Source organism: Aquamicrobium sp., from assembly GCF_023954335.1.
In the GTDB taxonomy this organism is placed as follows: Bacteria; Pseudomonadota; Alphaproteobacteria; order Rhizobiales; family Rhizobiaceae; genus Aerobium.
Window position 1 is genome coordinate 470046 of the sequence record NZ_JAMLIE010000001.1, and the last position, 18517, is coordinate 488562.

The following is an 18517-nucleotide window of genomic DNA, read 5'->3' on the forward strand; positions in this document are numbered from 1 at the left end:
GCTGCGCGGCGACAGTTTGCGCCCCGCGGCATGAGACCAGGGGGGGCGCCAGCCGGCCGACGGTCCCCTGCGCATGTTGTGGTCAGCCGTTCTTGCAGAAGAAAAACAGCACCCGGTTCTGTAGCCGCTCATGCGCCGCAAGAGAACGGAACGCGGCGAAGCGCTCCTTGATTTGCGAAGAAACCGAACAGGCGGCTTATCTCGCGTGCTCAATCTGCTTTAGAGCAGGGTGAAGTCCTCGCGACCGTGAACGCGTCTCTTCGACGAACTTGCGAGCGAAGTCCGCCTTCTCAGACGCGGGATTCCCAGTTTTTGACGCAAGACTACGGGCGACTTTCACAGTCTGTATCTCGACCGTCTTGACCGACACGCTGCCTCTCTTTTTCCACATCGTTCGCTCCCTCCGTTGCAGTCGTCATACAGTGATTTGGGCGTACTAGGCAAATGGTGCTGACACCTGTGATTTCCAGTATCAGCGCTAATGTTTGAGCTACGTGCATCAGGAGTTCGGTGACCGCTTCGTCTGCGAGCCTTCCTTCTATATCGCTGGTGACGACGAGCACTCCGTACGGGTCGATACCATCGTCATCAGTTATTGATATAGGTACACTAGTAAAGGACACGTATGTGTCACTGTCGTGATCCTGCCATTTTGAAGCCCGAGCCCGGCACAATTGAGCAACGGAATCTTCATTCGCATTGCCGGTTAAAATTGGTCGTCGGTCGAGAAAAGCTTTGCCTACATGGCCCTCGCCAGGAATCCAATCCCGGCCGACGCGACCTTTAGAAGGGTGGGTTCCTGAGGTTTTTCGCCAAGCGGATTTTAGCACGCCATCTGTCGGATCGTATATATATACTCCGATACTCCATTTTTCTGATATCTCGAATCCGAATATGGAATCTCCAGCCATATAGAAAGGAGACATGATCTCATCGATCATTTCGCTGAGATATTCTTTAGAGTTATTACCATCCCGTATTGCTTTAATGTATTCAATTGACATTGCCCTAAGAGAAAAGGATGCTATATTCTTATAATATAGATCAATAACGATTTCTTCAAATTCGTCGTTTTCTGTCTTTAGACGCTCCAAATCCTCTTCGTCTCGGCTCTTCTGAAGGAGCAAACCATAAATATCGTTATGAGCTGGGTGTGATTTCCGCCAGACAAGAGCATAAAAGATGAGCAGGAACAGCCATGCCACGATCGGGATGTACCATGAAAACTCCCACAGAGGGACCGTGGCTACGCCAAGAAGCGCCGTTGCAATGGGCAGCACCGCACTCTGCAAAGCGATTGCTGCAGTTTCGTTGTGCGAGTTTCGTTGAGCAAAGCGCGAGAAGAAATCTTTAAACGTATTCGTTTGCTCCATGCTCCCCTCCCGTTTGCGCAAACGTGACGCGAACTGTGGAAAAGCGCAAGCGCCGCGTGCTTATGGCACGTCCTCAATCAATTATTAAAGGTGGATGAAAAGGTGGGCTACTCATCCTATCTTTCATCTAACCAATTGAATTACAAAGCAAATTAGAGAAAAAATGGTGCCCAAGGGCGGAATCGAACCACCGACACTACGATTTTCAGTCGCATGCTCTACCAACTGAGCTACTTGGGCATTCCAGTGGGGAAATCCGTGCGGATCGTCCCGGCCCCGGCGATGTTGGCGATCCGCCGGAAGCGCGTGGGTTATAGCATGAGTTTTCCCCCTGTCCAGCGGGCGGGCCGGGGTTTTCTCAGCTTTTTGCCGAGCCGGCGCAGGAGGCCGAAAGAGGCGGCGCGGCGCGATCGCCGATCGGGCTATCCGCCATTCTCCTCCGGCTTCTCGTCGTCCTCCGTCGCCGGGATGGCGTAGGAGCCCGAGAGCCAGCGGTTCAGGTCGATGTTCTTGCAGCGCGGCGAGCAGAACGGATAGTCGGCGCGCGAGGACGGCTTGCCGCATTCCGGGCAGGGCCGCTTCGGCCGCAGCGGCGTGACCTTGGCTTGCGTGTCGTCGGGTCCCGGCATCGTCAGGCCCTCGCGCCGGCATGCCAGGCCGGATGCACCTTGTAGCCGTCGGCGGTGAGCAGGCCGACCGTCTCGTAGAGCGGCAGGCCGACGACGCCGGTGTAGGAGCCGACCATCTTGACGACGAAGGCGCCGGCCAGCCCCTGCACGGCGTAGCCGCCGGCCTTGCCGCGCCATTCGCCGGCCGCGAGATAGGCGTCGAGCTCCTCGCGCGACAGGCGCTTGAAGCGCACCCGCGTCTCGCTGAGGCGCTGGCGCACCTTGCCGGCCGGCGTGATCAGGCACACGCCTGTATAGACGCGGTGCGAGCGCCCCGACAGGAGGCGGAGGCAGTTAGAGGCCTCGTCCGTCGTCTCGGCCTTGGGCAGGATGCGCCTGCCGACCGCGACCACCGTGTCGGCGGCGAGGATGAAGCCGCCCGCTTCCGGCGCGCCGTCGGCGCGCAACCCCTCGAGCGCCTTCTCCGCCTTGCCGCGCGACAGCCGCTTGGCGAGCGAGCGCGGATGCTCGGCCCGCATCGGGGTCTCGTCCATGTCGGCGGGATAGAGCCGGTCGGGCTCGATGCCTGCCTGCTGCAGAAGCGCGAGCCGTCTCGGCGATCCCGAGGCGAGCACCAGCTTGGAAGGGGCGTTCATCGCAGGTCCGTCGGCAAGGGTGGCGAAAGGCCGCTACTTGAAGCGATAGGTGATGCGGCCCTTGGTCAGGTCGTAGGGCGTCATCTCGACCAGAACCTTGTCGCCGGTCAGCACGCGGATCCGGTTCTTGCGCATGCGCCCGGCCGTATGTGCGATGATCTCGTGTTCGTTTTCGAGCTTGACCCTGAACATCGCGTTCGGCAACAGTTCAGTGACGACGCCCGGAAACTCCAGTACTTCTTCCTTCGGCATCCGATACCTGTCTTGATTGGGATTTCCGGCCGCCCGGCCGCAAACTTGCGCGGAACCTATATGATTGCGGCCGCTTTGTGAACACGCTTATTCGCGCATTGTTCACGCCCCTTTTTCACGCCCTTTTAGCAAGCCGTTCAGTGATGCGCGCCTCCAGCCTGTCGCGCACATCGCGATAGGCGTCCATGATGCGCTCGCGCGTGCCGGTGGCGGTGGAAGGGTCGGCGGTCGGCCAGTATTCGACGTCGACGGCGAGCGAGCGGGTGAGCTCGAGCGCGGCGTGGTGGGCTTCCGGCGCCAGCGTGACGATCAGGTCGAAATAGGCGTCCTCCATGTCGTCGAGCCGCTGCGGCTGGCGCTGGCCGAGCGAGAGGCCCTTCTCGTCCAGCACCGCGTCGACGAACGGGTCGCGCTGGCCGGCGCGCACCCCGGCCGAGGCGACGAAGGTGCCCGCCGGCAGGACCTTGCGCGCCAGCACCTCGGCCATGGGCGAGCGGATGGCGTTCATGCCGCACAGGAACAGGATCGAGCGGGGAGGGCGGGCGCCCGACACCACCGGCGCCTACCCTTTCCAGTGCAGGACGCAGACCAGCGTGAACAGGCGCCGCGCGGTGTCGAAATCGACGTCGATCTTGCCGGTCAGGCGGTCCATCAGCGTCTGCGAGCCTTCGTTGTGAAGCCCGCGCCGGCCCATGTCGATGGCCTCGATCTGCGACGGCGTCGAGGAGCGGATCGCCTCGTAATAGCTTTCGCAGATCAGGAAATAGTCCTTCACCACCCGGCGGAACGGAGTGAGCGACAGGATGTGGGTGGCGACCGGGTCGCCGTTCTCGCGTGCCACCGCGAAGACCAGCCGCGCCTCGGCCAGCGACAGCCGGAGCCGGTAGGGGCCGGTGCCGGAATCGCCCACCGGCCGGAACGAGTTCTCCTCGATCAGGTCGAATATCGCTACCGCGCGCTCGTGCTCGACGTCGGGCGTCGAGCGGCCGATGGTCTCGTCCAGCTCGACGTCGATCAGGCGGGCACTGGCGTCCGGCTGGCCCATCGCGCTCAGCCTCCCGGGTTCAGCCGGATGGCGACGGAGGCGGCGTGGCCGTCGAGGTTCTCCGCCCGCGCCAGCGCGATCGCCGCCGGCCCGAGCGCGCGCAGCTGCTCGGGGCCGAGCTTCAGCACCGATGTGCGCTTGACGAAGTCGAGCACGGACAGGCCCGAGGAGAACCGCGCCGAGCGCGCCGTCGGCAGCACGTGGTTGGAGCCGCCGACATAGTCGCCGATCACCTCCGGCGTGTGCCGGCCGAGGAACACTGCCCCGGCGTTGCGGATCTGCGGCAGCAGGGCGTCGGGGTCCTCCACCGCGAGCTCGACATGCTCGGCCGCGATGCGGTTGGCGAGCGGCACGGCGTCTTCCAGATCGCGCACGAGGATGATCGCGCCGAAGTCGCGCCAGCTCGCGGCGGCGGTTTCGCCGCGCGGCAGGCGCGCGATCTGGCGCGCGACCTCTTTCTCCACCGCGTCGGCGAGGGCGGCATCGTCGGTGACGAGGATCGACTGCGCGGCCGCGTCGTGCTCGGCCTGGGCGATCAGGTCGGCGGCCAGCCATGCCGGGTCGTTGGCGGCGTCGGCGATCACCAGCACTTCGGAAGGGCCGGCGATCATGTCGATGCCGACCGTGCCGAACACGCGCCGCTTGGCGGCGGCGACGAAGGCGTTGCCCGGCCCGACGATCTTGGCCACCGGCGCGATGGTCTCGGTGCCGTAGGCGAGCGCCGCGATCGCCTGCGCGCCGCCGACCCGGTAGATCTCGGAGACGCCGGCAAGGCGCGCCGCCGCCAGAACCAGCGGGTTCAACTGCCCGCGCGGCGAGGGAACGGTGATGACGACGCGCTCGACGCCGGCGACCTTCGCCGGCACGGCGTTCATCAGCACCGAGCTCGGATAGCTCGCCGTGCCGCCCGGCACGTAGAGCCCGACCGCCTCGACCGCGCTCCAGCGCGAGCCGAGCTCGACGCCGAGCGCGTCGGTGTAGCGGTCGTCCTTCGGCATCTGCCGCGCATGGTGGCTGGCGATGCGCTCATGCGCGAACTCCAGCGCCGCGAGCGTATCCTTGTCGACGGCTTTCATCGCTGCGTCGACCTCGGCCTCGCCGATCCTGATCCCGGCTGCGGTGAGGTCGAGCCCGTCGAAGCGGGCGGTGTAGTCGATCAGCGCTTTGTCGCCTTCGGCGCGCACGCGGGCGATGATGTCGCGCACCGTCGCATCGACGTCCTCCGACACCTCGCGCTTGGTGGCGAGGAAGGCGGCGAAGCGGGTTTCGAAATCGGGATCGGCGCGGTCGAGGCGCAGCGGCATGGCGGAACGCTTCCTTACGTCTTGTGCTGCGGGCGCGAGGCGGTGTCCCAGGCCGCGCCCAGATCGGCGAGCCGCGCCTCGATATAGTCGACCTCGAGCCGGATGGCGCCTCCGCCCGAGAAAACCAGCTCCAGCGTGCCGGCCGGCGCCTCGACGCCCGGCGTGAAGCCGATGGCCAGCAGCGACAGCACCTCGTCCGGCCTGTCGCGCGCGATGCCGGTGGAGCTGACGCTCCGCACCGCCTCGAAATGCAGCGCGGCGCGGCGGCGCTCGTTGTTGCGGCGCAGGAAGCCCTGCCGGTTCTCCCAGACGAAGCGGTTGGCGGCGGCGATGAAGCGCCGCTCCACTGGCCGCCAGTCGAGGTCGCCCACCTTCATCACCGCGTCCTGCACATGGGCGGACACGACCGAAAGATCCTGTTCGTCGAGGGCGATAAGCTTGAGATGCGACATGAGCGATGCACTATCCGGGAACCGGGACCGATTTCCTTCCGGTGTTATGCCGTCTTGGTGTGCGGCGCAACTGAAAGAGGGGAGTAGTGAGTAGTGAGTAGTGAGTAGGGAATAGTGAACAGGATTTGGGGAGGAGCCGGGTACAGGGCGCAATCGCCCCTGAGTGCTCAACTACTCTCTACTCACTATTCCCTATTCACTCCTTCCTACTCACTCAGCCGCTCCACGATCGCCCCGCATCCCGATAGCTTCTCCTCCAGCCGCTCGAAGCCGCGGTCGAGGTGGTAGATGCGGTTGACGATGGTTTCGCCTTCCGCGGCGAGCCCGCCGATGACCAGCGACACCGAGGCGCGCAGGTCGGTCGCCATCACCGGCGCGCCGCGCAGCCGCTCCACTCCGTCGACGATGGCGGTCTGACCGGCGAGCGTGATCCTCGCGCCGAGCCGCGCCAGCTCCTGCACGTGCATGAAGCGGTTCTCGAAGATGGTCTCGGTGATGTGCGAGCGGCCTTGCGCCCGCGTCATCAGGCCCATGAACTGCGCCTGGAGATCGGTCGGGAAGCCGGGAAACGGCGCGGTGGTGATGTCGACCGGGCGGATGACGCCGCCCTTGCGGCGCACGCGGATGCCGTTGTCGAGGCGGATCACCTCGGTCCCCGCCTGCTCGATGGCCTCCAGCGCGGCTTCCAGCAGGTCGGCGCGCGCGCCCTCGAGGATGACGTCGCCGCCGGTCATGGCCACGGCCATGGCGTAGGTGCCGGTCTCGATGCGGTCGGGGATCACCGGATGCGTCGCGCCCGACAGCGCCGCCACCCCGTCTATGACGATGGTCGAGGTGCCCGCGCCCGACACCTTCGCGCCCATGGCGTTGAGGCATTCAGCGAGGTTGACGACCTCCGGCTCGCGGGCGGCGTTCTCCAGCACGGTCTCGCCCTTGGCCAGCGTCGCCGCCATCATCAGCACATGGGTCGCGCCGACCGAGACTTTCGGAAAGACGTAGCGGTTGCCGATCAGCCCCTTCGGCGCGCGGGCGTCGACATAGCCGACGTCGATGTCGATCTCGGCGCCCAGCGCGCGCAGGCCGTCGATGAACAGGTCGACCGGCCGCGTGCCGATGGCGCAGCCGCCCGGCAGCGACACCCGCGCCTGTCCCATGCGCGCCACCAGCGGCCCGATGACCCAGAACGAGGCGCGCATCTTCGAGACGAGTTCGTAGGGCGCGGTGGTGTCGACGATGTTGCGCGCGGTGAAGTTCATGGTCCGGGCATAGGCCGAGCCTTGCGCCTCGCGCCGGCCGTTGACCGAATAGTCGACGCCGTGATTGCCGAGGATGCGCGTCAGCTGCTCGACATCGGCGAGGTGGGGCACGTTGTCGAGCGACAGCGTGCCGTCGGTCAGCAGCGAGGCGATCATCAGCGGCAGCGCGGCGTTCTTGGCGCCGGAGATCGGGATCGACCCGTTGAGTTCGTTTCCGCCGACGATCCTGATGCGATCCATGCGCTGTTCCTCTGCCGGCTGGCCGGCCTGCCAATTTCCCTGCCGAAGCCGGTTCGTCTAGCCCGGCAGCCGGTTGCGATCAATCATGTTGTTGGCGAAACTGCTGATTGAAACCGGGGGCGATGCGCCGCCGCCGGCCTTCAGTCCTCGCCCCGCCCGTCCCCGTCGAGCCCGTCCTCGCCGCGCGTGCCCGCGAGCCCGTCCGGGCGCCGGTCCGCCTCGCCCGCCCGGCGCGAGCGGGCCTGCGCCTTGCGCCGTTGCAGGTTGGCCCGCAACCGCTCGGCGAGCCGCGCCTTCTTCTCGTCCTCGCGGCTGGAAGGGTTGTCGTGCGATGGCGGCATGCGTCGTGAACCACAGTCGAGGGCCCGGGCCCCGTTCGCCGCAGCCATAGCAGAATGCCGGCCACGCGCCAATCCGGCCCGGCCGCCCGCCCGCCCGCATCGGCTGCGGGGGGGGGGGGGCGCGCCGGCGGCAAGCTGTCCAAACAGGCTTCGCGGCATGTTTCCGGCTTGCCCAACCGGGTGCCGGCGCTTAAATGTCCGCTTTCAGGAGGGCGATTAGCTCAGCTGGTAGAGCGCCTCGTTTACACCGAGGATGTCGGCGGTTCGAGTCCGTCATCGCCCACCATTTTCTCTAACAAAATCAAAATGTTAGAGAAGACCGTGCCTTAGAAGAAAATGAAGTCGGCTGCTTGGCTCCACTATGGCTCCAAGGAGACGCCAATGGCTTCGATTCACAGGCACAGAGACAAGTATCAGGTGAGGGTTCGGCGGAAGGGACTGCCCACGATCACCAAAACATTCCACAAGCTCTCCGACGCGAAGGAGTGGGCAACGCTTCAGGAACGACAGGCAGACCGGGGCGAACTTGGTCCCGACCGGAAAGTTCTTGAGACGATCACGCTTGGCGAACTGGTGACCCGCTATCGGGATACCGTTCTGCCGGACAAGAAGGCTGGTTACAAAGAAGCTGAAATGCTCACCGCGTTCCTTCGTCATCCTATCTGCAAGAGACGCCTTTCCGAGCTTTCAGCCGCCGACTTTGTGAAGTGGAAGGACGAGAGGATAAAGGGCAAGGGCAGCGTCAAGCCGATCACCGCCAAATCCGCCAAGCGCATGCTGTCGCCGGTTCAGAGGCTTTTGCAAGTCTCGATGGATGAATGGGACGTTCCCCTGCGGGAGAATCCCCTATCCCGCTTCAAGCTCAAGGTGATCGACAACAAGCGGCAGCGGCGGCTTAGGGAAGGGGAGTTGAGCAAGCTCCTTGAGGCGGGGAAGAAGACGCGCAACCCGCTTATCGTCCCTATCATCAAATTCGCGCTGGAGACGGCCATGCGGCGCGGGGAGATTCTTGCCTTACGTGTCCGCGACATAGACCTCGAACGCCATTCAGCGACCGTCAGAGAGTCAAAGAATGGCTACTCCCGGACCATCCCGTTGTCTTCTGCTGCCGTGGCGATTCTGACCGACGCTATCGGCCGCATGGGTAACGACGAGAAGACGAAGAACGGCAGGCTGTTCCCCACTACTCCGATTGCGCTTCGCCTCGCATGGGACCGGCTGACGAAGCGGGCCGAGTTAGAGGATTTAAATTTTCATGACCTCCGGCACGAAGCTATCTCCCGGCTGTTCGAGCTAGGTTTGACGGTTCCCGAGGTTGCATCGGTGTCAGGTCACAGGGACATGCGGATGCTGTTCCGCTATGCACACGCCAGCCACGCCAGCATCCGGGCGAAGTTCGGCATGGGCTCCTTGCATGCGGCGGCTTCCGAGGCGTCACAGGTGGCGGCGGAATAGACGTATGCGAAATGGCGGGAGTCCCCGTTTGAGGAATTAATCCCGCCTTCTTCCGACACCGATAAGCATATTGCAGACATCCATGCTGCTTGATCGCGCTGGACCCCATGGAAACCAAGGGGTTCAGCATTTCTGCGCCGAGACGGGAGGCCGCTCCACTTCACCTTCTTTTCGTCCACCCGTTCGGGGTTACTCTAGCTCTGCGCATTATAGTTACGATTTTTCCTGACTTCTGAATCCATGGGTTTCCATGATTCGGAGATCATGGATGACAGGTGCATCGATAGAGGCGACGTTTGAGCTTTGGGCAGCGTCACTGCGGCAGGTAAAGGCACGAATGCGTCCAGCCGGTCTTGCGCCGCACATCGCCATTGATCCGCTGGTCCGTGCAGGAAATCCGCCGCATTGCAACCCGCCTCGCGCGGCGGTAAATCCAGCCCGCACGCATCATCGCATGGTCGCTTTGGCGACGAGCCCATCAGGCCGCAGCCCAGCAATCCCACATCAAATCAAAATCGCCACTGTAATATTAGCACGAGGGCGAAAACAGGTCTCGGCGAGAAGAGTCTAAAACTTGCTCTATCTTCCCATTGATGAGGGCGTCGAGTGGAGGGTGGCCTTCAAAGTCATGATGCGGTTGGACAAGCCATTGCCACGCTTTTCGGGCGTCGCCGAAGATCTGAATCAACTCGGCGATCCCGGCCGCTGGTCGGCCGTCAACAAACTGTTTCAGCGGGAAGACCGGCTTGCTGCTGGTTCGAGTACCCAGCGCTACAGCCTCATTGAGCTTCTGCCATCTATAGAGAGTGGAGCGCGGTATTCCATAATATCGTTCGATCGCCGTCGGACCTGCAACCGGTCCGGCCCAATCATCCGCTAATTGTACCGGATCAGAATTGGCAGGAGCGAAAGGAGGTGAGGCAGTGAAGCGTTCAACCCGACGCTCCTTCGCCTTCTGCCCTTCTCTCAACAGCTGTGAAACGAACTCGGTACCGTACTCTGAGATGTCGTCTTCAAGGGTCAGCAGAGTTCGCTGAACCACTTGAGTTTGTGTAACGATCTGCGAGGCAATGACGGCGGTCAATCGCGCTGCAACCCGAACCGATGTTGGCAATGCCGTAGGGTCATGCTTCTTAAGCGCTCGCTCAACGAGGTGGACGAGCTGTCCCTCCAAATCTTCACGGCGAGCGAGTTTCGCCTTGTGAATATCGCGGGAAAGTCTGCGCCGGGTAGTCATGCGTCCTCCTCTCGATTCGCATCGTACTGAGCATTTCAGTATCGCGGAAGCCGCCAGAAGTTAACGAGTTCCTAACGGCCCCCCTAGAATCGTGGCGATTATGCAACACCGCCGGCAAGACCGTGGCAGGATGGAGGCATACGAAGCGATCTTCAATTGCAAACGTGCCTTCCCCGCGTATCTTCAGGCTCGAAGAAGGGGCGCGCATGCGTGTCTTTTTCGAGGATTGGGGATGGGGCAGGGAACGCTGTCCTTCAGCAAAAATACCCAGACCCGCTTTTAACTTTGACTGGAGGTCAGAAATGAACATCAAGAGCCTTATCCTCGGCTCCGCTACCGTGGCTCTCGCCACCGCCGGCGCCCAGGCTGCCGACGCCATCGTCATCGCCGAGCCGGAACCCGTCGAATACGTCCGCGTCTGCGACGTCTACGGCGCCGGCTTCTTCTACATCCCGGGCACCGAGACATGCCTGCGCATCGGTGGTGAAGTCCGCGCCCAGTACGGCACCGCCGACAGCGATATCGGTAACTATAACGGCATGGCCAATGACCAGTGGCATTCTCGTGCTCGCGGCCGCATCTATTTCGATGCGCGTTCGGAGACCGAGTATGGCCTGCTGCGCGGCTATGTCCGCTTGGATCTGCAGAAGACCAATACCGAGTTTAGCGGCTCTCAGCTCGTCAACCACGTCTGGCTGTCGCTCGGCGGCTTCCGCACCGGTTGGACCGATTCGGCGTGGGTCAGCACCCCGCAGGGCGGCGTCGCTGCCGGCGGTTCGCACACCGACAATGGCTTCTTCTACGGCTACCACCAGACCCACCTGATCCAGTACAACTTCTCGGGCTCCAACGGCTTCTTCGCCACCGGCTCGATCGAGTTTGACGAGACGCAGAACGTCTCTACCGCGATCAATAACTACACGCCGGACCTCGTCGGTGTCGTCGGTGTCAACCAGGGCTGGGGCGCTGCATGGTTGAAGGTCGGCTACGACTCCGACATCAACACCACCGGGCGTGACGCGGTGGACAGCGGCTTCGGCGTCACCGCCGGCCTGCACTACAACATTCCGGGCGCGCCGGGTTCGTCGTTCCGCCTGATCGGCTACTATGCCGACAGCGACAACCTCTTCAACCCGCTCACCGGCACCGGTCTGGCGGCGTGGAATGCGGGTCCGGGCCTTGCTGGCGGCCCCGAGTGGTCGGTCCTGGCCTCGTACCATCACCAGTTCAACGCCCAGTTCGGCGCGTCGATCGGTGCGCAGTACTTCAGCGACTTCTACGTCGCCGGCACCGACATCAGCACCGGCCTCGACGGCTGGGCGCTCGAACTCGCTGCCGTCTGGACCCCGGTTGAGAACTTCACGGTTCGCAGCGAGGTCATCTACTCCGACTTCGACACCGTTCCGGGTTGGGGCCTCGATGGCGACAGCGTGTCGGGCTTCATCCGCTTCTCGCGCTTCTTCTGATCCTTCCCGGATTGGATAAAAGGAACCCGGCGGGCAACCGCCGGGTTCTTTTTTTTTTTTTGGAACTGCCACTGATCGGATGAGTATCGAACCAAACAGAGACGAACAGCCAAGGCCCAAGATGGGCAGTATCCAGGTTCACCTGTGCATGCGAGCACATGGACGAGGGCGAGCGCCTGATTGGGCGGATAACCTGATTCCGCAGGACCTAAAACGACAACCGTCCTCGCACCCAGGCGTGAAACCCTGCTCGACATCGGTCCGGACATCACCTCACGCGCCGCGCTGGGCGACAAAGGCTATTCCAGCAAGGCCAATCGCGCCGCCACGCGAACACGCGGCATCGCCCCGGTGATCCCTCACAAGGCCAACGAGAAAAACACGTCGACCTTCTTCGCCAAGTCACTCTACAAGGCGCGCGCTCGTATCGAGCAAGGCTTCAGGCGGCTCAAGCGCTTCAAACGCGTCACCCTGCGCTGCGAAAAGACCGCACGCAACTTCCGATCCATCGTCAGGCTTCGCTGCCGGCCTATGCTTGATCAAATTCGTCTACACGGCCTGAACGCCAGATGCTAATTTAGGGGCCTCTTGACGAAGTCGGCTTTTTGTGGGATACTAAGGTATAGGGGTAGAGAAACTTTTCGCTTCACCGAAGCTGATCCGGCAACCTTACGGGCATCATCATTGGTCCGCGCCCGGTGGCTATCTCTCCCCTCTATCATCAAACCACAGCATCTAACGATAACAACAAAAGGAGAGCACGATGCTTTTCGATGACGGTCGATTGGCCGAGATTTTTCCTGCCGAGGTATCTCTACTCATCCCCGAGCCGCAACCCGCCCCAATCGGTACTCCACGGCCCGAGGAACGGCTTTCAGGACGCGAACAGTCGGACGATTATTTCCGGGTCGTCTCCATCCTGAACGATCGGTGGCGGGTCATCGTCTGCAAGGACGCCATCCAGTGGATTCTTCAACAGCGCCGTAGGGACACCCCCAAATGGGATGGCGCGGCATACTGCACGACACGGCAGGGGTTACTTCGGTGCATCCGCGAGAAGGTCAAGGGCGACATCGACCCTTCAGCGCTCGCGATACTCGAGGCCCTGCCGGAGACGATCTGAACATTTCCACCATACGTCAGCACGACCAACCACCCGACAAGAGGTGTAGAATGAACATATATAATGAGTACGAGGCCAACCTCTTTCTCCAGTATCTCGACCCCGAGGCCGATACCTTCGTTTTCCAGACCTTCATCGAGAAAGGAACTGGCATAGAGAAGGGAACTGGCGGAAAGACCGTTACAGGCCGCCTGCCGGACGTGTCTCAGGAACTCGCCGAGGCGAATGAATCAGGCTTCGGCATTGCGGTGACGGTGAACGACACGGACGGACGGCCGCGCAAGGGCGAGAACGTCACGCGGATTCGTGCAATCTGGAGCGAGGACGATACGGGAAGGACGCTTCAGGCTATCAGGTTCCCATTGCCACCCAGCCTGACGGTCCAGTCGTCGCCGGGGAAGTATCATCGCTATTGGCTGGTCGAAGGTGACTGGCCAGCGGACGACGAGGGACGAAAAGACTTCCGGCGGGTTATGGCTTCCATGGTTCGGGATTACGGTAGCGACGAGAACGCGGCCGACATATCTCGCGTGTTGCGGTTGCCGGGGACACTCCACCGGAAGGGCGATCCTCATCCGGTCGAGATCATATGGGACAATGACGGCGCTCCCTGCCGCTATAGCCGGGAGGAGGTCGTGTCCGCCTTCGCTGGAGGAACCGACAGCCGGATTGACGACACGCCACATGCCGCCCCCAGGACAGCGCCGGGCCTAGCCGATCTTGACAGCTTGCGGGATGCTCTTGCCTTCATCCCCTCCGACGACCGGGACGATTGGCTGAAAGTCGGCATGGCCCTCCATCTTGAATCCGGTGGATCGGACGACGCATTCGGGATGTGGGACAATTGGTCGAAGGGGACGACGGCAGGAAACTACGTTCCGAAGAACCAACGGAGGGCATGGGCATCGTTCAGCGACAGCCACGGCAATCCCGTCACCGTCGGGACCGTGCTGCATCTTGCCAAGCAGAACGGTTGGCGGGGTCAAACGAGCGACGCAAGCCTTCCCGCAGAGAAGATCAGCATCGAGCGTCACCCCGGCGATCTGGCCGAGCGCACAATCGAGGCGGTGAAACGGTTCTTCACGGACGGCAACAAGAGCAATCCGTCACCGGACCACTATGCCGGGATGGAGGAAATCGCCAAGGTCGTTCAGGCCATGGCCGAGGGCGATGATGCCTTGGGCCGGGACTTCCTGATTTCCTCCCTGCCGACAGGAATCGGAAAGACGACGACGATGCGTGAAGCCATCCGGCAGATCGTCAGGACGCCCGAATATGATGATGTCGGGGTGATCGTCTTTCTGTCGCGTGTCGAGGAGATCGAGAAGTTGATTGCCGGCATGGGTTTGAAAGAGGACGAGTTCGCCACCATCGTCAGCCAGAGCTACGAGGACAAGGTGCCGCTCGGAAACCACCTGCCTGACAGGGCGCGGGTTCTGTTCACGACCCAGCAGATGCTCACGGCCTACCTGAAGGGGAAAGACCGCTTCGCGGACATCGACATATTCCATTTCGGCGGGAAGCCGCGTCAGGTCCGAATCTGGGACGAGGCTATATTGCCCACCAACAGCGTGACGCTTGGCCAATGGGACATCTCCAATCTCTGGAAGGGTCTGAGCAGCGGCGGCCATCGGGAATTAGTCGAGGAACTGCAAAACCTGTTCGACAGGGTGAAAGGAACGGACGGCAAAGCCGTTTTCGACATGCCCGACATCGCACGTTTCAGGATCAGACTGGATGATGTCCGCGGCCTGTTCAAGGGTGACGATGACCGGAAAGCAGTAGAAGCTCTATGGAAGCTCTCCGGCCGGACGGTGCGCGTCAGGGACGACAACAGGGGCAACGTGGTTCTCGACTATGACGATGCGTTCCCCGACGACCTCGGGCCGCTGCTTGTCTGTGACGCCTCCGGCCATCTGCGGCAGACCTATCGCTTCTGGCACGACGACAGGAAGGGACTGAGATTCCTCCACAGCCCCGGCAAGCGATATTCGGGATTGACGATTCATCACTGGAACCGAGGCTCCGGCAAGGATCAATTCAAGCGCGGGAAAAAGGGCCGGTGGGAAATCTACGATGGCATCGTCGCCACGATAAGGAGCATCCCGAAGGACGAAAAAATCCTTGTCATCCATTTCAAGCAGGACGCAAGCACGGCTGACATCGAACGCGAACTGAGAGACCTGCTTCCTTGGGATACCCGCTTGAGGTTCTGCACATGGGGAAAGCACACGGCGACGAACGAGTTTGTCGATTGCAATCACGTCATCCTCGTCAGCACCCTGCAATACGGCACTCCCCACTACGAGGCCCTTGCTCGGGGCGCGAAGAAACTCAGAACCGAGGACGACCTTGCCCAGTCCGACTACATCAAGACCCGCCTCGGGGAGATCAGGCACAATGTCTTTCAGGCGGCGTGTCGCGGGGCCGTCAGGAAGGCGGAAGGCGACTCATGTCCTCCCGGTTGCCATCTGTACGTCATCTATTCGGCCAAGAGCCTGCCGAGCGACATCCTGACCGGCATCTTTCCCGAGGCCAAGGTCGAGGACTGGCGGCCTGTCTACAAGCTCAAGGGGAGGAAACTGAAGCTTGCCGACTATCTTGACCGGAAAGCGACCATCGAGGGCAACATGGTCGAGAAGGCTGACATGACGGCGCATCTCGGCATCAGCAAGACGCAACTGACCACGGTGCTTGATGATGATGTCATCGGGTATCTGAAGGAGGTGAGAGGCGTCGAGGTCGAACGCAAGCGCACCTGTGTGATCGCTACCAAGCACAACCCTAACGGTGATCTTCTGCCGTGGGACGAGGGGTTTGTTTCGACATATAGGGCCAAGGCACCCTACGGGAGAAGTTCACGTTTATTCATTAAAGGTATCTCTATGGGAAACCCTGAACTTCCTCCATCCTTGTCGAGCGATACCCTCAGCCGCGCGCCGGAACTTCAGGGCGAACAGGGCGCTTCGGGAGAATGGGGGATTGAATATACCTGCCTTCTTCCGGCCGGGAGCCCTTCGGAAGCCGGTGAATGACCCCGTAGCGACAAACGCCCGTAGAACGAAAAGAGCCGCCTCCAGTTTCCCGGAGGCGGCAAGATACCCGCGTGCTGTAAACGTGGGCAGGAAACCGATTATTCAATCGCCAGCCGGCGCATTCTTCATGGCTTCGGCTACATCCTCGAAAGTAGTCCCGACCTGCTTGCCGACCGCCGACGCTCCGCCGATGACGGCAAGAGCAATAAGTGCGGCAATGAGGCCGTATTCTATAGCCGTCGCGCCGCTCTCGTCCTTGATAAACTTCTCAAAGAGGGTATTCATCTCCGTATCCTTTCAGATGTACTCTGTGTTGCAGCCGTTATTCTGTGTACGGAAGAACCATACCCCCCCCCCTGCGATTTACTTAATAAAGATGGTTAAAAAATCTTAAGCCGCCGTATGGCTAACATTCCGTGAGTAACGGATGGCAATGTCGCTTTCACGCTCATGGCCTGTGGGGAAGCTTCCTGTGGTCTGAGGGAATTTCTCCGAGAAAATCTCAAGGGGTCATTCTCGCAAGCCGGAAGCCCCCGGCCCCCTGCCCCTCCCCACCTGCCGGGGGTGTCCGGGATGGTCTCGGGCGGCTCCATTCGGAAGGCGGGAAGCGGCAACCGTCCTTGATCCCGGATGGCGACGGGGTGGCGCGCCCTTCGGTTGGCTCCAATCTGGCTCCACTATGGCTCCACTCGGCTCCAAATTTGGTCTGCTTCAGACCAAGCCTCTCTCCTTCTCCTTCACCCTTGCCTCCGGGCGGCAAAGCTGCTAGTCTCCAAGAAGTAGCTGATTTTATTTAGCTTCTAGGTTCGGGCGATTAGCTAAGGCGAAGCCGCTCAAGGCGACGAAGTTGCCGTCCAGCTGGTAGAGCGCCTCGTTTACACCGAGGATGTCGGCGGTTCGAGTCCGTCATCGCCCACCATTTTTTTTGCTCACGCCGAACTCGCTTCGCTCGCCGGCTCCGCGGGGCGGGCGAAAGCCCGGGCCGCGGTCGCGGCCTTGTTCGGGGTGAGCGGGTCGTTTTGCTCGCGCTTCCGACGATGATTCCCTCAGCATCCCGCCATCGCCAGATTTTAACCTTTTACGCCCAGAATGGCGCCGGTTCATCTGGAACGCGTGGTGGGTGGTGCTGCAATGATCCGCAAGTTTTTCTCCAATCGGTCCGGCAATTTCGCGATCATGAGCGCGATTCTGACCCTGCCTCTGGTGTTGAGCGCGGGGCTTGCCATCGATTACGCGCGCTATTCGGCGTCGCACCGGCATCTTCAGGAGCTGGCCGACGCGGCCTCCTTGGCGCTCGCCGCCTCCAAGGAGCAGAATCGCGAAAAGCTCGAGAAGATGGCGAACGACGTCATCGCGGCGAACCGCGATCCGAGCCGCCTCGCTTCCGTCAGCGTCGCCAGTCTCGTCGCCACGGCCGACGACATAGACCTCGAGCTCGACGGCGACATCCCCGCGACCATCATGAGCATCGCGGGCTACGATCGCCTGCCGAGCAAGGCGTCAGCGCTTGCCGAGCGCGCGGTGAGGGGCAATGTCGAGGTCGCGCTCATCCTCGACAACACGTGGTCGATGTCGGAGACGGATGCGAAAGGCGCTTCCAAGATCGCGACGCTGAAGACCGCATCGGCACGTCTCGTCGACGAGCTGATGCAGACGGAAGACGGCGTCGTCCGCATCGGGCTCGTGCCGTATGCCGACTACGTGAATGTCGGCACCCAGCACCGCGGCGCGTCATGGCTCGAGGTCGGGGCCGACTACACCACCACGCCTGCCCCGCGCACCTGCGAATGGAAGGACGTGACCACCAACGTCTGCGACAGGTACACCGACTGGAGAATGTGTACCCGCACCGTCGACGGCGTATCGGAGGAATACCGGTGCCGCGACTGCGCCGTGCCGTTGCGCCCGGTAACGACCTACAAGGAAGTCTGCACCGGCGGCGGGAACGGCACCGCCTACAAGTGGTACGGTTGCGTCGGCTCGCGCCGGACCAGCGACAACAGGCTCCACGACAAGAACCCTTCCGTGCGTTATCCCGGGTTCCTCGCGACGGCCTACAGGTGCCCCAACCCCATCGTGACGCTGACCTCCAGCAAGAGCACGCTGAAGACGGCCATCAACGACATGGTCATCAACCGCGACGGAACCGCCTACAGGCCCCTGACCTATATTCCGGCCGGGTTGATCTGGGGTCTGAACGTGCTGTCGCCGGGCGCGCCGTTCGAGGATTCGCAGGAATATGACGATCGCAATCTCAAGCCCCGCAAGGTGGCCGTCCTGATGACCGACGGGGTCAACACCCTGCGCTTCAATTCGAGCAACGGGCAGCACCCCACGCTGAGTACGACGGAAGTCACCAGGCAGAACCAGCTCAACCAGACGAACAACGACACCAAGGCGATCTGCGACTACATGAAAACGAAGAACATCGAGATCTTCTCGATCGCCTTCATGGTCGATGACGCCACGGCGAAATCCATTCTGGAATATTGCGCGACCGATGCCGAGCACTACTACGATGCCACCGACAGCGACGCGTTGCTGGCGGCCTTCAGCGGCATCGGATCGTCGCTGCGCGTCGTCAGGCTGGCCCGCTAGCCGCCCGCGGCGGCTTCGGAAGCATGTCGCTTTCGCCCGGCCCCCCGTTTCGGCCGGCGAGGAAAAACATCTCGTG

General features: G+C 61.9%; 18 protein-coding genes and 2 tRNA genes. 7 read left to right on the forward strand and 13 right to left on the reverse strand.

Annotated elements, in window-relative coordinates:
• Positions 1–323: 323 nt before the first annotated feature.
• The 11 genes from M9945_RS02370 to M9945_RS02420 form a co-directional block, all read right to left on the reverse strand.
• The gene (locus M9945_RS02370; protein WP_367928902.1) at positions 324–1373 is read right to left on the reverse strand and encodes a GAF domain-containing protein; all 1050 of its coding nucleotides are present in this window, start codon (positions 1371–1373) and stop codon (positions 324–326) included.
• Between the two features lie 164 nt (positions 1374–1537).
• Positions 1538–1613, reverse strand: a tRNA-Phe gene (locus tag M9945_RS02375).
• A gap of 182 nt (positions 1614–1795) precedes the next feature.
• Entirely contained in the window at positions 1796–2002 is a 207-nt protein-coding gene (yacG, locus tag M9945_RS02380) for a DNA gyrase inhibitor YacG (RefSeq protein WP_367943247.1), read from the reverse strand.
• A gap of 2 nt (positions 2003–2004) precedes the next feature.
• Positions 2005–2637, reverse strand: a complete 633-nt coding sequence (locus M9945_RS02385) for a Maf-like protein (RefSeq protein WP_367928900.1) — start codon at positions 2635–2637, stop codon at positions 2005–2007.
• A gap of 33 nt (positions 2638–2670) precedes the next feature.
• The gene (gene infA, locus M9945_RS02390) at positions 2671–2889 is read right to left on the reverse strand and encodes a translation initiation factor IF-1 (protein WP_006200926.1); all 219 of its coding nucleotides are present in this window, start codon (positions 2887–2889) and stop codon (positions 2671–2673) included.
• A 115-nt stretch (positions 2890–3004) separates the two neighbouring features.
• Positions 3005–3442, reverse strand: a complete 438-nt coding sequence (locus tag M9945_RS02395) for a low molecular weight phosphatase family protein (RefSeq protein WP_367943248.1) — start codon at positions 3440–3442, stop codon at positions 3005–3007.
• A 9-nt stretch (positions 3443–3451) separates the two neighbouring features.
• Positions 3452–3934: a UPF0262 family protein gene (locus M9945_RS02400; RefSeq protein ID WP_367943249.1), complete on the reverse strand. Its 483-nt coding sequence runs from the start codon at positions 3932–3934 to the stop codon at positions 3452–3454.
• Positions 3935–3939: 5 nt separating this feature from the next.
• Positions 3940–5238: a histidinol dehydrogenase gene (gene hisD, locus M9945_RS02405; RefSeq protein WP_367943250.1), complete on the reverse strand. Its 1299-nt coding sequence runs from the start codon at positions 5236–5238 to the stop codon at positions 3940–3942.
• Positions 5239–5252: 14 nt separating this feature from the next.
• A complete protein-coding gene (locus tag M9945_RS02410; protein WP_367943251.1) occupies positions 5253–5690 on the reverse strand; it encodes a DUF2948 family protein in 438 nt (145 codons plus the stop codon).
• Between the two features lie 206 nt (positions 5691–5896).
• Positions 5897–7186, reverse strand: a complete 1290-nt coding sequence (murA, locus tag M9945_RS02415) for a UDP-N-acetylglucosamine 1-carboxyvinyltransferase (protein ID WP_367943252.1) — start codon at positions 7184–7186, stop codon at positions 5897–5899.
• Positions 7187–7326: 140 nt separating this feature from the next.
• Positions 7327–7527: a hypothetical protein gene (locus tag M9945_RS02420; RefSeq protein WP_367928895.1), complete on the reverse strand. Its 201-nt coding sequence runs from the start codon at positions 7525–7527 to the stop codon at positions 7327–7329.
• 210 nt (positions 7528–7737) lie between these two features.
• On the opposite strand from M9945_RS02420, the gene M9945_RS02425 reads away from it, so the two are divergent.
• Both M9945_RS02425 and M9945_RS02430 read left to right on the forward strand, forming a co-directional pair.
• Positions 7738–7813: transfer RNA gene (locus tag M9945_RS02425), tRNA-Val, on the forward strand.
• Positions 7814–7908: 95 nt separating this feature from the next.
• Entirely contained in the window at positions 7909–8982 is a 1074-nt protein-coding gene (locus tag M9945_RS02430; protein ID WP_367928894.1) for an integrase, read from the forward strand.
• 529 nt (positions 8983–9511) lie between these two features.
• Here M9945_RS02430 and M9945_RS02435 read toward each other — a convergent pair.
• Positions 9512–10219: a hypothetical protein gene (locus tag M9945_RS02435; protein ID WP_367928893.1), complete on the reverse strand. Its 708-nt coding sequence runs from the start codon at positions 10217–10219 to the stop codon at positions 9512–9514.
• A gap of 302 nt (positions 10220–10521) precedes the next feature.
• Between M9945_RS02435 and M9945_RS02440 the strand changes: the two genes are divergently transcribed.
• From M9945_RS02440 to M9945_RS02455, 4 genes are all read left to right on the forward strand, one after another.
• Positions 10522–11685, forward strand: a complete 1164-nt coding sequence (locus tag M9945_RS02440; protein ID WP_367928892.1) for a porin — start codon at positions 10522–10524, stop codon at positions 11683–11685.
• Positions 11686–11940: 255 nt separating this feature from the next.
• Positions 11941–12261 (forward strand): transposase, encoded by a 321-nt coding sequence (locus tag M9945_RS02445; protein WP_367944745.1) that lies wholly within the window; start codon positions 11941–11943, stop codon positions 12259–12261.
• Between the two features lie 187 nt (positions 12262–12448).
• A complete protein-coding gene (locus M9945_RS02450) occupies positions 12449–12808 on the forward strand; it encodes a hypothetical protein (RefSeq protein ID WP_367928891.1) in 360 nt (119 codons plus the stop codon).
• 50 nt (positions 12809–12858) lie between these two features.
• Positions 12859–15843 (forward strand): PriCT-2 domain-containing protein, encoded by a 2985-nt coding sequence (locus M9945_RS02455; RefSeq protein ID WP_367943253.1) that lies wholly within the window; start codon positions 12859–12861, stop codon positions 15841–15843.
• A 102-nt stretch (positions 15844–15945) separates the two neighbouring features.
• Here M9945_RS02455 and M9945_RS02460 read toward each other — a convergent pair whose 3' ends face one another.
• Positions 15946–16128 (reverse strand): Flp family type IVb pilin, encoded by a 183-nt coding sequence (locus M9945_RS02460; protein WP_367928889.1) that lies wholly within the window; start codon positions 16126–16128, stop codon positions 15946–15948.
• A gap of 846 nt (positions 16129–16974) precedes the next feature.
• Between M9945_RS02460 and M9945_RS02465 the strand changes: the two genes are divergently transcribed.
• On the forward strand, positions 16975–18441 hold the full coding sequence (locus M9945_RS02465; RefSeq protein ID WP_367943254.1) for a pilus assembly protein TadG-related protein: 1467 nt from the start codon (positions 16975–16977) through the stop codon (positions 18439–18441).
• Positions 18442–18517: the final 76 nt, after the last annotated feature.

Bases quoted from the DNA above. Each gene is read 5' to 3' on its own strand.
- M9945_RS02370 (WP_367928902.1), bottom strand. From the start codon at position 1,373: ATGGAGCAAACGAATACGTTTAAAGATTTCTTCTCGCGCTTTGCTCAA.
- yacG (WP_367943247.1), bottom strand. From the start codon at position 2,002: ATGCCGGGACCCGACGACACGCAAGCCAAGGTCACGCCGCTGCGGCCG.
- M9945_RS02385 (WP_367928900.1), bottom strand. From the start codon at position 2,637: ATGAACGCCCCTTCCAAGCTGGTGCTCGCCTCGGGATCGCCGAGACGG.
- infA (WP_006200926.1), bottom strand. From the start codon at position 2,889: ATGCCGAAGGAAGAAGTACTGGAGTTTCCGGGCGTCGTCACTGAACTG.
- M9945_RS02400 (WP_367943249.1), bottom strand. From the start codon at position 3,934: ATGGGCCAGCCGGACGCCAGTGCCCGCCTGATCGACGTCGAGCTGGAC.
- hisD (WP_367943250.1), bottom strand. From the start codon at position 5,238: ATGCCGCTGCGCCTCGACCGCGCCGATCCCGATTTCGAAACCCGCTTC.
- M9945_RS02410 (WP_367943251.1), bottom strand. From the start codon at position 5,690: ATGTCGCATCTCAAGCTTATCGCCCTCGACGAACAGGATCTTTCGGTC.
- murA (WP_367943252.1), bottom strand. From the start codon at position 7,186: ATGGATCGCATCAGGATCGTCGGCGGAAACGAACTCAACGGGTCGATC.
- M9945_RS02420 (WP_367928895.1), bottom strand. From the start codon at position 7,527: ATGCCGCCATCGCACGACAACCCTTCCAGCCGCGAGGACGAGAAGAAG.
- M9945_RS02430 (WP_367928894.1), top strand. From the start codon at position 7,909: ATGGCTTCGATTCACAGGCACAGAGACAAGTATCAGGTGAGGGTTCGG.
- M9945_RS02435 (WP_367928893.1), bottom strand. From the start codon at position 10,219: ATGACTACCCGGCGCAGACTTTCCCGCGATATTCACAAGGCGAAACTC.
- M9945_RS02440 (WP_367928892.1), top strand. From the start codon at position 10,522: ATGAACATCAAGAGCCTTATCCTCGGCTCCGCTACCGTGGCTCTCGCC.
- M9945_RS02450 (WP_367928891.1), top strand. From the start codon at position 12,449: ATGCTTTTCGATGACGGTCGATTGGCCGAGATTTTTCCTGCCGAGGTA.
- M9945_RS02455 (WP_367943253.1), top strand. From the start codon at position 12,859: ATGAACATATATAATGAGTACGAGGCCAACCTCTTTCTCCAGTATCTC.
- M9945_RS02460 (WP_367928889.1), bottom strand. From the start codon at position 16,128: ATGAATACCCTCTTTGAGAAGTTTATCAAGGACGAGAGCGGCGCGACG.
- M9945_RS02465 (WP_367943254.1), top strand. From the start codon at position 16,975: ATGATCCGCAAGTTTTTCTCCAATCGGTCCGGCAATTTCGCGATCATG.